A 12790-nucleotide genomic window follows, 5' to 3' on the forward strand; every position below is an offset into this window, starting at 1 on the left:
TGCCTAAATAAGCGTTCCAAATAGTAGATCACTTGAAGGGAACTCAGCCCAGATTGTGCGATCTGATCAATCGCCAAACATCACAAATCACCAACCGGACTGAGCGATGCCGATAATAGCACCAATACCCCGCAGTGAAAGACGCCTGATGCAAAAAGCGATTCACAGAACACGCGGCAAAAACCATGCACGCAGGCTGACCGCCATGCTGATGTTGCACCGAGGAGAACCCGTCAGCGCGGTCGCCAGAATGCTTTGCTGTGCACGTTCTTCCATTATTCGCTGGATTAACTGGTCTACCCGTTATGGTATCGACGGCCTGGAATCGCTTTCCCCCGGACGTGGACGCTGCTGGCCTTTTGAGCATATCTGCACGTTTTTACGTGAGCCGGTGAAACACACGCCAGGTGACTTTGGCTATCAGCGTTCACGCTGGAGTACAGAGCTGATGGCAATAAAAATCAATGAGATAACCGGTTGTCAGTGACATGCTTCCACGGATCGCCAAAACCACGTACACCGTTAAAAGTACAAAAATAATGATCAAATGAGCGGTTTTCCTGCATCAGGATGACGATGTGCTCCACATCCTGTAGCGTTCCGGTGCGTTGATGAGCGGGTATTGCCAACGCTTTTTGAATACTTTCCGGAATGGCACCTAATGCTGCTACACTCCCGGCAATTTTCAGAAAATTGCGCCGAATCATCTCTATCTTAATAACGTCCTTGTACATTCAAGACATCGTAAAAAATGTCATATTGAGTTGAAATAGCTTTCATCAATCCCCAAAATAATATGCATTTTTTATCGTTGACAAGAAATGACTCACACATAGACTTGACGAATCTATAGCCTGAGCAAAGAAAATCAACGTGCCCGCGCCCAAATTATTTCAGGTATGACATCATGTTATCGGCCACCTCGGCTTATGGTTTCTGAGTCTCTGTAGGCAAGCGTTTTTGCGTTTCAATAAATAGCGCTTTTGCTTCAACGGCAATATCAGGGTAATTGGAGAAAAAGCCATCCATTCCAAGCTCAAAAAAACCCAAATATTCAGCAATAGACTGGGCATCTAGCCTTGATTTATTAAATGTCCAACCTGTAACTGTCATACCAAGCTCATGAGCATAAGTATAAAAATCAGGTGTATATAAAGGCCAGCTTGAACTGGTTGTTAGCGCCTTAGACGTTGAGAGGGAGACACCAATATCTGGCGCATATTCTTTGATATCAGCAAGACGAATCACCTGTGGAGGGCTGTCTTGTGTAAGCACGCAGTAATCCTGACAGTCTAAGCCTAAAGTCCCACTATAGTCGGTGTCATTAAAGCTGCTATCAATCGCATTACCCAGTTGAACCAGAGGTAGTAAATACCCTCTGTTTTGCATTTTATTTTTTAAGCTTTTTAATGTCTCCGCACTAAAAGACTGAATGTATATTTTGTTTTTTTCAGTGTACCCGTATTTTTCTAATGACTCTAATATTTTATTTTCTTGAAGTTCATCTTTTAATTTTGCCTCTGGGTAGATGCCAATCTCTTTTGCGTTCTCCTTTGAGAGCCGTTGAGCCAGTTCGATCACTTCATTAAAGGTAGGGACTTTAAATGGATCGTTCGATGTTGGCGTAAAACCTGGATAAGTATATTTAGCCGTACCATTTAGCTTCATTTCAAGTTGCTTGATCTCTGCTAAGGTGTACTCCCCTACATTCGTAGAACCATTTCTGGCACCAAAACGTTCCAAAACATCGGTCGTCCGTTCCAAGGTTGTATCATGAACAGCGACAAGTTCCCCATCCTTGGTTAATTGAAGGTCAGGCTCAATGTATTCAGCACCCATTTTAACGGCTAACTCGTAGGCCCCTAACGTATGCTCGGGTAAATATCCACTTGCGCCTCTGTGAGCAATAATTATCGGTGACTTAATCGGTTTGAGTTCTGGTTCAACATACTCTGTTTTAGTGATATATTCAGTTTCTTTTTGGGTCACATACTCAGTTTCCGTCTTGGTAAGATATTCGGTATCACCATCGCAACCGGTGAGTAATATCGCCCCTACGGCTGCCGCACTCAGATTAAATATTCTCTTGCCTCTCATAATATTCCCCTTTTAAAAATTTAGGATATCTACTCGTCAAACTTCACCTTGCATGAATGCTGACTGAATGACTTGGTACTTATAACAGCCCGAATGCAGGATCGGTAATACTGTCTTTACCGATTTCTACCCGCCCGGCAAAACGGCGATAAAATGCCGGTAACTCCTCACACGTCACCTCAAAATCATACCAGTTGCCGCTGTCTTCCAATTCCCAGGCATATTCGTGCTGTGAGCCGGATGCTACAGTGGCCGTCCAGGGGCCGTCTTTGCGATAAGCTTTTGCTGTGACGTTAAAGGCGCAGGGACGATCGCTGCTGTTCATCAGGGTAACCAGCACTTTTCCATACGTGATGTCATAACAAACGCGTATTTCAGGATCGGCATGCCCCGGCGTTAGTTCGCCAGCAAAAGCGCGATGATAGCCATTGGGGCCGAGCACCCACAAATCATAAGCCCCTGCATCCGCGTTATCGAGAACCCAAACGTCATCCAGTTGTTTACCCGCTTCCACCACGTAACGGCGTGGTACACGCTTCAGATGCAATTTGTCATAGACGTGGAAAACCGCGGCCTGACTGCCGGTATTGGCAAATATCAGGCTCACTATCTGTGCCTGTGCATAAGTACGAGCGCTGGTATGCAACTCATAAGGCAATGCGCGAGACGGTTTTATTCCCGCCTGCTGAACGGGAAAATCCTGTTCTGCCGGGACGGGTATTTTCAATAAAGCCTCCTGCGCCTGCCGCAGTGTGTCCGCATACTCTTTGGTACTGCGCCCTTCCAAGGTTGGCAAGGGATCAACATTAGGATTGGTAAAGTTAAACGCACTGGTTAAATCGCCGAATACAGCACGCCGGAAAGGGCTGATATTCTCTTCCCTGACGCCAAAACGGGCTTCCAAAAAGCGCAATACCGATGTGTGATCAAACTGTTGTGAATTGACCCAACCACCACGACTCCAAGGCGAAATCACAAACATGGGCACGCGCGGGCCTGGGCCATAACAATCTTTATCCTGAGGCGGCATTCTGGTGCCATCGACGATGGGATGCGTGTAATACTCATAGGATAACTGCTCTTGGCTGAGGGTCGACTTGCCGATCGGTTCATCATTCTCATCCAACGAGGGCGCACAGGGCGGCGGCATATGATCAAAAAAACCATCGTTTTCGTCAAAATTGACGAATAACACGGTTTTACTCCAAACATCAGGGTTTTCAGTTAATGCATCCAGAATTTCTTGTGTGTACCAGGCACCCTGTACCGGGCTCGAAGGGCCGGGATGTTCAGAATAGTCGGCAGGCGCAATAATCCAACTCACCTGTGGTAGGTTCCCTGCCAATATATCCTGTTTAAAACTGGCCAAAAAACCACCGTCGGGCATGGTATTGGCAATCCCTTTATATAAGCCTTTGCTATCCGTTGCCGGGTCATAAGCAGGATTATCATCAAAATCCACATCGTTATAGACCGGTTTACCCGAAAGGATGTTGGCCTCGCGATATTGGCGGAACCCCGCCAGCGGATTATCAGTAAAGTTATCAGGCAAGTTCTGATAAACCTTCCAGGATACGCCGTTAGCTTCCAGTCGCTCAGGGTAGGTTGTCCAGTCATAGGCGTAATTCAGATCGGTATCCGTGTTTAATTCATCAAACACGTTGTTAACCACCACTTTGCCTGTAGATGTAGTGGCTCCGTTTGTCCCTGTCATATGGAATAAACGGTTGCTATTAGTCCCACCATGCAGTGAACAATAATAGGCATCACAAAGGGTAAACGCATTGGCTAGGGCAAACTGGAACTGCAACTCCTGCTCACCAAAATAGGACATGGATTGAGGTTGCTTGTATTGCGGCCAATGAGTCATGCGGCCTTTATCCCAGGCATTTCTGGCATCAACCCATGAATGTGGCGTACCGGCAACGCGCTGTGCATTACCCTGATCTTGATCGAGACGATAAGGCAAGATGACATTCCCTTTACCATCGCTCTGTTGCCAAACGTTGAGGTTGTTCGGCAATGGAATGGTAAAACGATCGCCAAAACCGCGCACGCCAGGAAAAGTACCAAAGTAATTATCAAAAGAGCGGTTTTCCTGCATAAATATAACAACATGCTCGACATCTTTAATAGTACCGGTTTTATTGTTTGCCGCTATTGCCAGTGCTTTTTGAATACTGGGTGGGAACATTTGCATCGCCGTCATCGCGGCAATGGTGCTTAATGAGCCCTTTAAAAATTTGCGTTTACCTTTATCGATTGTCATAACCAGTCCCTTTTAAAATAGAAAAATAAATCCATTCAACTCAACACACCTGCTTCAGGCGTTCGTGCAGTAGAGCTTGTATACCCGTCATACTTAAAGTTACATGGGTGTTGGCTCATCTATCAGCATCGCCCCTTTGGAACCGCCTACAAGCAGCGCTTGCAACTCGAATTATTTAGGGTATACATGCGCTAACTGTTATCATGGCGCGCAACGTATGACGCCTGGTTTTTCTTCTTGATCTTCTTCCTTATTTTTATCATCCGTTGACTCCTCCGATGATTCGGATGACTTCTCTTCTGCTGACAGGCTCGAATCTGTTGGCTGAACTGGCTGGGTTGAGGAATCACACGCAGACAAAACCGCCACACAGAATAACACCCGTAATAAAGGTAATAACTTCTTAGCCCAATCGAGTGGGCTATGGTGAATAACATACATGCTGACTCTCCCTAATTTGCCCCCGTCATACTTCACGTTGTGCGATGTTAACAGCGTGACTCGCTCCATGCGGGCCAGTGCAAGCGCGGTTTAAATCGCTCTCTCACCGATATATCTCTTAGTTCCCGTTGCCAACTCCGGGTTACCTCGGGCATATCACGTTTTCCATGGCCTTATGCTTTGTATTGTTCAAGTTACTGCGGGAAGTAAAAAAGCCATGCATCGATAACTTGAACCTAGAAAAAGATACTGACAAATAATGGTATATATATTAAGGAAATATGTGATTAATATGACATTGGAAATAACAGGGGACTCTTTACCATCGCTCCATTACAGCAGAGGTATTACCCTGCTGTAATGGAAACGTTTTGTCGGCCAATGTGACGTTAAATTTTAGATTACTTTGAGAGATCAATCTGGTAGAGGCTCATACCATTACCGTCATCGGCTTTGTAGACGCTGATATTCATCAAACCGATGCTCTGCGCATAGGCCAGTTTATCTGCGGCGGAACGGAAAATAACCGGGCCTGAGGTGGTCACCGGGGCAAAGCGCCAGCTGCGTGCGTTGCCATCCTGTTCGCGTGTCAAGACTGCCCGATTCTTGATGTAATTAATCAGTACATCGCGGTTATTATCCGGTGATGCATAAATAATCCGCTCCGCCGTGAGGCCAGGGAAACCACCCCCGCCGGTTGCACGATAATTGTTGGTGGCAATAATAAACTGCTGGCTTGCATCTATTGCTTGACCTTTATAGGTGAGGTCAACAATCCGTTTGCCGACGGGTTGAGTGATGTCAATCTGATATTTCAGGTCATCGGACGTAAACATATCAAAGTTAAAGCTGGGAAATGAGGTCGTCAAGTTTTGCGCCATGTCAGAAGCAGGATCAATCTGATTAAAGCGCTGTGCTGATTTTTCCAGCCAGTCTTTAACAATATCGCCTGTCACTAACACCGCATAAACCGTATTCGGATAGAGATAGAGATCGGCGGCGTTATAGATAGAGAGATTCCCCGCTTCAACTACTGTAAAATCACCGACGCCAGAAAAGCCGCCCTTAAATGGTGCGCTGACAGAGAGAACGGGAATATCGTGATATTCAGGGAGGTTAAGATCAACATAAGTCTTGACGTAATCCGCCTGTGCAGCGTTGACAATCTGAATAGCAGAAGCCTCGCCGACATCGGCAAAAAAGGTTGTCATATCAAAATCACTCCGTCCAATCGGCGTTTTGACATAATCAATCACTTCTTCATGCACGGCCTGAATCGTTTGTAAAATTGAGGGATCGGCAGCGACATAGGTTTTTGTGCTCGAATCTAATAGCGTTTTTTCCAATTCTACGCGGGTATTGTCCTTGATGACTTTCCAACCAGACCGATCGTGCTCTAGGGTTAAATGAATTAGCCCCACCGCTTTGCCCCAATAGCTGGCCATTACTGCCGGAACGCCATTCAGAAAACCATTTTTGCTGTCGACGCCTTGGGTATTACAGGCAGCGCTATTACAGGATGCCAATGGGAATTCATTATGGGTATGCCCCATAATGATCGCGTCTATTCCAGGAACTTTTGCAAGATAATAGTTGGCGTTTTCCATCTCTGCTGAGTAAGCGTCGGTGCTATAGCCGCCGTGAGAGAGTGCAATAACCAAATCGGCACCTTCAGCCTTCGCCATAGGAACATATTTTTCTGCCGCTTCAACAACACCGCTGACACCGATCTGTTCAGCCAGCCAGCGCTTGTCCCAGTTCATAATAGGGGGAGGCGTGAAACCAATAACGGCTATCTTGATGGGCACCAGGCTTTCCTGACCTTGAGCATCATAGGTTTTCAAGCTTTTATTCAGGATGATATAGGGTTTATAAAGGGGCTTACCGTCCTTTTGGCTCCAGACATTGGATGAAACCAACGGAAAATTGGGGCCAACACATTTCTTTTGTTCACTCACTGCAGGCAGAGCCGCTATGTTGAACGTTGCCCCGGTAACCTGGGCCAGATAAGGTAAACCGTAATTGAATTCATGATTACCCAAGGTACCCGCATCATAACCTATCTCATCCATCACTTGGTAAATAGCCAGCTTTTCATCACAGCTAATCGGATTAACCTGTGCCTGATAGTCTGCCAGTGTGGTGCCTTGAATGGTGTCACCATTATCCAATAGCAAGACATTACCGTATTTACTTTTCATTTCCCGCAACAGCGTTGCCGTTCGTTCAAACCCGAAGTTCTGATCCTCACTGAGTTTGAAATAATCATAACTCAAGGCGTTGGCATGAAGATCGGTGGTCGCAACCAGCGTGAGTTCGCTATTACCAACAATCGGAGTTGCAGTGGTATCTGTTTGATTATTGCTTGAGTCACAGGCGTCTAGCGCCAATACCACGATGGATAGAAGAGACAGGATAATAATATTTTTCTTAAAACCGGCTAACATAAGCTCTCCAGGAATAATAGGGGCGTCACTTAAACATTGATGACACCGTCGAAAAAATCGGTCCATGATTCAATATAAAAATATCAAAATAAAAAACCTCTGTTACATCAGCATTTCATTTTAGTGAACAATGAGATAATAGCTAATAAAAACTGATAACTACGCTCTGCCCTATCATCCCGCGATACACTGAATCTAAAAAGTCCGCTGATAATTCTGCGGGTAAGTCGGGACGACTGGAGGCGATGACCCAACGCACAGCAAGCTATACCCAAAATAATTCGAGTTGCTTGTAGACGGCAATTCCGAGAGTCGCCAGGAGCATAGATAACTATGTGACTGGTGCGAGCGGATGCAGCCAACATCCAAGCAACTTGAAGTATGAAGGGTATAGGCTGCATTCTTTAATTTGGCCACTTGCTTACCCTGTAACATTTTCGTCACACACTCTGATTAGTATTCATCGTAATTTTTATCCCAGCAACTCTGGTGAATGTTGCTCATGACACAAACTATTCAGGAAGCGAATACCATGACGAAGAAAATAGAACAACTCACTAGCTCCCCTCTGCTCAACCCTACCCGGCGCAAGTTGTTGCTCGGCAGCGCTAGTGCCGTTGGCGTAGTCAGTTTCCTCGGCGGCAGCATATTGAGCCTTTCCAGTGAAGCGCTGGCGGAAAATTTGCCAGCCAGTAATTTATTAGGTTTTAAAGGGATTGCGGCTTCTACTGCCGACGAAGTGGTCATTGCTCCAGGTTATAAAGCCGAGGTGCTGATCTCATGGGGCGATCCCTTGGTGGACGGCGCAATGGCGTTCGATCCCAACGGAGGCAACAGCGCAGCCGAACAAGAAAAACAGTTTGGCGATAACAATGACGGCATGAGTTTCTTCCCTATTGACGACAATCACGGCGTGATGGCGATCAACAACGAATACGTTAACGAACAATACCTGTTCGCCCATGGCGGCAGCCAGGCCAGCAGCCTGGAAGACGTCCGTAAATCCCAAGCGGCGCACGGCGTATCGATTGTCGCGGTGAAACGCATCGGCGATAGTCAACGCTGGCAAGTTGAGCGCCCATCGCGCTATAACCGCCGCATCACCGCCAACAGCGAAATGCAGTTCAGCGGCCCGGCCACGGGCCATCCACTGTTGCAAACCGCCGCCGATCCTTCAGGCCGTAGAGTTCTGGGTACGCTCAATAACTGCTCCAACGGAAAAACCCCATGGGGCACCTACCTGACCTGCGAAGAAAACTTCGAAACCTATTTCGGTACCCAACAGGCGGATTATAAAACCACCCCGGAACAAAAACGCTATGCACTCAAAGCCAACGAACCGGAGCGCAACTGGTCAACGTTTGACGAACGTTTCGACGTAGCGAAGAACCCCAATGAGCTCAACCGGTTTGGTTGGATCGTCGAGATCGATCCAATGAACCCGCACTCTACACCGATAAAACGTACCGCTCTGGGTCGTTTCAAGCATGAGAACGCCGCAGTAACGGTCGCCAAAGACGGTCGCCTGGTGGTTTATATGGGCGATGACGAGCGCGGCGAGCATATCTACAAATACGTTTCCAAAAACAAAGTCGATAGCAGCAATCCAGCAAATAATCACCGCCTACTGGATGATGGCACGCTGTACGTGGCGCAGTTTGACGGAGATGCCAACGGCACGCCTTTGAAAGGAACAGGCCGCTGGCTTGCACTTGAGTTTGGTAAAAATGGACTTACGCCAGAAAATGGCTTCCGTGATGCAGCCGAGGTCTTAATCTTTGCACGCAAGGCAGCATCACAGGTTGGTGCAACCAAAATGGACCGCCCGGAATGGATTGCTATCAATCCGCATGACGGCCAAACCTATTGTACATTGACCAACAACAGTAAACGCGGCGAAGAAGGCATGCCGGTCAATGCGGCCAACCCTCGCCCCAACAACCTTTACGGCCAGATCATTCGCTGGGATGAAGGCGGTGATGCAACTGCGGAGAATTTCTCTTGGGACATTTATGTACTGGCTGGCAACCCGATTGCCCATCCAGAGGGGGTTAACCGTGGTACACCAAATATCACCGCAGAAAATACATTTAACAGCCCCGATGGTTTAGGTTTTGACAAGGCGGGCCGTCTGTGGATCCTGACCGATGGCAAATACAGCAATAAAGGCGATTATCAAGGACAAGGCAATAACCAGATGTTAGTGGGTGATCCGAAAAGTGGCGAAATCCGCCGATTTATGGTTGGACCAAAGTCGTGCGAATTGACCGGTATCGCCTTCACTCCCGACTACAAGACGATGTTTGTCAACGTACAGCACCCTGGAGAAGAAGGGGATTCACGCTTCCCAAACAACAGCCCGCGCCCGCGTTCCTCAGTGATCATGGTCACCCGGGAAGATGGTGGCGTGATCGGAGCCTGATGCGTGAATATTTTATTCTGCCTATCTTCTTAACTTTGCGCCCTACACTTTTACTCACCGATATTCGCAGGATACCAAGCTAGCCCTTCAAATATCGATTCAACACAGGGTTAAGAAGGACAATTGAAACCAATACCTAATGATATAGTAAAAAACCGTTAAAGAAAAAACCAAGCGTATTAAAAGGTTGAAGCAGCGTATCTCCACACTGATTAATTGGAACAACGACGGCCAATGATAAAAGCTAGGGCTGGCTTTGTGACGAAAGTTACGGTATAAAAAACACCTTAATATTTTCAGAAAGATATTGCTGCTTCTATTTCACATTGAGCACAACTACTGTTAGAGGTACAGAGTATAGAGCAGACAAGCCCTGGGACAGGTTGGCTCTTCCCCGTCAGGACAGCGATAACAGAAGAATTAGGGAGGAAAATGCCGATTATTAGGCTATTCTGTAAAAAACCTTATGAGAGTCTTCACGGAAAAAGTTTACTAATATGCCGAGCGACTGTGTCCCTCAATTAAAAATGGTATACTAATAACTAACTCATTTTCAGATAGTTATCACCGTGGCTCGCTAAGCGGACAACTAATACCTTCTATTCATCCCAGTCACTTACTTGACTAAGCGCCTGGGACTCGTTCAGTTGCTGCTTACAAATAACTCAAATTATTTTGGGTATTTTACTCTTTATGTGTGTAAGCATTAAATGCAAGCAATAATCCCCCAAATAATGTTACGTTTTTAAGAAAATGGTATAGTTCATTGTAAAAATGATCAGGGCTAGCAGTCCAAAATGGATGGAACATCAACGTTGATGGTATCAAAAACACTGCCAAAGTCATAGCTGCCCATCGCGCTTTCCATCCTAAAGCTAGAGCAAAACCACAACCAAGTTCAATTACGATAGCCAATAGAATACCCGGCTTTAAAAGAATAGCTGGCACACCAACCTTGCCTAACATAGTCAGAAACGATTCGAAATTGGCTATTTTAATAAAACCTGCAACGATAAATAGGGATGAAAGCATAATCCCTGCCATACGTACAGCATGATTAACTCTATTAACATTTTTAATATTTACAGCGAGCTGGTTTGTCATATTTAATTCCTATTTTACAAGTTATGATATTAAAAAATTGACAGCAAGGCGATAATGATAATTTATGGTCTATGTATTGCCACGCAATATTAATAACTTTCTTTCATGTTGTTTTGGCCAAGTTCATGAGTTTTTTGCTATTCGGTTATGCACGACTCGGTCAACAAATAGCCCACAGTTTATCACTGCCGACTATTTGCAGTTTATATATGGAAAACTGCCTGAATTCACACACCAAGTTTCATAGCTGCTTGAGTCAATGCTGCTCCGACAGCGAGTACCTGCCTTTGTGCGGTAATATCACGTAGATGTCCTTCATCATCAAACGCTGTATGTGCTGAACTGAGTGCAAAAGAGTTTGGAATAACCAGAACACCGAGCTTATCCAGAACAGTGCGCATGCTCATTTGAGAGCGTAGGCCACCAAGCAAGCCGGGTGATGCAGAAACAAGGGCGGCAACTTTGCCTGTGAATAGTGCGGTACCAAGAATACCATTGTTTTGTGGCCTGCTAATCCAATCAATGACATTTTTCAACAGTGCCGTATATCCACCGTTATATTCAGGGGTAGCTATCAAAAAGCCATCGTGTTGTGCGAAAAGCTCTTGTAATGCTATAACACCTTTCGGTAAACCATGCTGTAATTCTTCATCGCCATCATAGATAGGTAACTCAAATTCAGCTAACTGTACAATTTTAACTTCTGCGCCAGTATCCACAGCCCCCTGAGCAGCTAACTTAAGCAGTTGTTGATTAAAGGAGCCGCGCCGATTACTGCCACAAAATGCCAGTATACGTATAGTCATTAATGGTTTCCTCCAAAACAAATTGGGCAAGGTTTATTGTAGATGAGAGGGTGGCGCTTTGTATTCAATCGCCCCATCTGGAAGAAAAAACATTATTAACGCTTTTCCTTCCACTGTTGGGAAATGTTCACTCATCGGTTCAAATACACGCCATCCCGCTGTAGTACCACAGAAGTTAGCACCCGACTCAAGTGGAATGATCATATTGATCTCTCCTTTAGTATGGCTGTGGTATTGACCTTTTACATTGCATAGAAGACCACTTTCAATGCTCATGCCTGCTGTATTAAAACCAATCTCAGCAAGGCGTCCGCGGCGATAACTCGGGCCCTCTATCTCAACATAAGCAACCCACCCCTCTTCAACCCCGAGTCGCAACAAGCGTGATAATGTCTGATAAGTACCCGTATTGGGCCCATAATGCATGTTCAAATATTCTGCTAGCTCATTATCAAGTGGCATTCCACGAATTGCGTCACATACTCGATGCACCACGTCAAGAAACTCTTTTTTATGTTTTTCACTGTTTGACATATAGAGGATTCCTTATGTTTTCAACAACCTTGATATAGGCCGTTTTTTCAATTTTTTCGTTCAAGCCAAAACATTATTTTCCGTATAATTTTTTATAAATAGAATCTGTAGATACTGGGCTAGAATAACATCGGTTAAGACCATCCCTTCGCCAACAATATGATATCTTTGTAAATTTCCATGTAAAAATAGCTATAATAGCTGTAAAAAGTGGTAATGAGATCATAAAAATAAAATCCGTTTTCATACTAAAACGCACTACACACTGGATCCACAAAAATGATGCAAACAAAGATTCCGGGATCCAGGAAAACAACATTAATGGAATACTCATACTATTAAACTGTATTCTTTGCCATGAAGAGATAGGGTGGTAAAAATATAGACTGGGCTTTGGTATAAGACCATCTCTAAAAGAGCGATAATTAATCCCCTCCCTCTATTGTAAAGAACAATCACCCGATTGCGGAGCACCCATGCTAGTACAAAAGGCATTAACACAATAAATGCTAACAACCAACGATAAAAAGAGATTGTAGCCGGATCTATTACATCAGTTGATGCTTTATTAACAACATTAATCGACCAGATCAATACGGCAAATAATGGAAATAGAAAACTCATAAAGCCCATAGGCAAGATATATCCTTACGCGGACACTGTATACAAT

General features: G+C 45.3%; 8 protein-coding genes and 2 pseudogenes. 2 read left to right on the forward strand and 8 right to left on the reverse strand.

Annotated elements, in window-relative coordinates:
• Positions 1–106: 106 nt before the first annotated feature.
• Positions 107–484: pseudogene (locus BMI79_RS10915) on the forward strand (helix-turn-helix domain-containing protein); the annotation flags it as partial.
• Between the two features lie 16 nt (positions 485–500).
• Here BMI79_RS10915 and BMI79_RS24580 read toward each other — a convergent pair.
• From BMI79_RS24580 to BMI79_RS10935, 5 genes and pseudogenes are all read right to left on the reverse strand, one after another.
• A pseudogene (locus tag BMI79_RS24580) lies at positions 501–650 on the reverse strand (alkaline phosphatase family protein); the annotation flags it as partial.
• A gap of 277 nt (positions 651–927) precedes the next feature.
• On the reverse strand, positions 928–2097 hold the full coding sequence (locus BMI79_RS10925) for a glycerophosphodiester phosphodiesterase family protein (RefSeq protein ID WP_076942172.1): 1170 nt from the start codon (positions 2095–2097) through the stop codon (positions 928–930).
• A 79-nt stretch (positions 2098–2176) separates the two neighbouring features.
• On the reverse strand, positions 2177–4366 hold the full coding sequence (locus BMI79_RS10930) for a phosphocholine-specific phospholipase C (protein ID WP_076942173.1): 2190 nt from the start codon (positions 4364–4366) through the stop codon (positions 2177–2179).
• Positions 4367–4567: 201 nt separating this feature from the next.
• Complete coding sequence (locus BMI79_RS23550; protein ID WP_125828784.1) at positions 4568–4807, reverse strand: hypothetical protein; 240 nt, start codon at positions 4805–4807, stop codon at positions 4568–4570.
• A 401-nt stretch (positions 4808–5208) separates the two neighbouring features.
• Positions 5209–7254: a bifunctional 2',3'-cyclic-nucleotide 2'-phosphodiesterase/3'-nucleotidase gene (locus BMI79_RS10935; RefSeq protein WP_076942174.1), complete on the reverse strand. Its 2046-nt coding sequence runs from the start codon at positions 7252–7254 to the stop codon at positions 5209–5211.
• A gap of 532 nt (positions 7255–7786) precedes the next feature.
• Between BMI79_RS10935 and BMI79_RS10940 the strand changes: the two genes are divergently transcribed.
• Positions 7787–9676 carry a PhoX family protein gene (locus tag BMI79_RS10940; protein ID WP_076942175.1) on the forward strand — a complete coding sequence of 630 codons (1890 nt, stop codon included), beginning with the start codon at positions 7787–7789 and terminating at the stop codon, positions 9674–9676.
• Between the two features lie 684 nt (positions 9677–10360).
• On the opposite strand, the gene BMI79_RS10945 is transcribed toward BMI79_RS10940, so the two are convergent.
• The 3 genes from BMI79_RS10945 to BMI79_RS10955 form a co-directional block, all read right to left on the reverse strand.
• The gene (locus tag BMI79_RS10945) at positions 10361–10780 is read right to left on the reverse strand and encodes a DoxX family protein (protein WP_076942176.1); all 420 of its coding nucleotides are present in this window, start codon (positions 10778–10780) and stop codon (positions 10361–10363) included.
• 227 nt (positions 10781–11007) lie between these two features.
• Positions 11008–11586: an NADPH-dependent FMN reductase gene (locus BMI79_RS10950; protein WP_076942177.1), complete on the reverse strand. Its 579-nt coding sequence runs from the start codon at positions 11584–11586 to the stop codon at positions 11008–11010.
• Between the two features lie 33 nt (positions 11587–11619).
• Positions 11620–12120, reverse strand: a complete 501-nt coding sequence (locus tag BMI79_RS10955; protein ID WP_076942178.1) for a 4-hydroxylaminobenzoate lyase — start codon at positions 12118–12120, stop codon at positions 11620–11622.
• Positions 12121–12790 lie beyond the last annotated feature (670 nt).

Origin of the sequence: Serratia oryzae, assembly GCF_001976145.1 — a bacterium.
In the GTDB taxonomy this organism is placed as follows: Bacteria; Pseudomonadota; Gammaproteobacteria; order Enterobacterales; family Enterobacteriaceae; genus Chania; species Chania oryzae.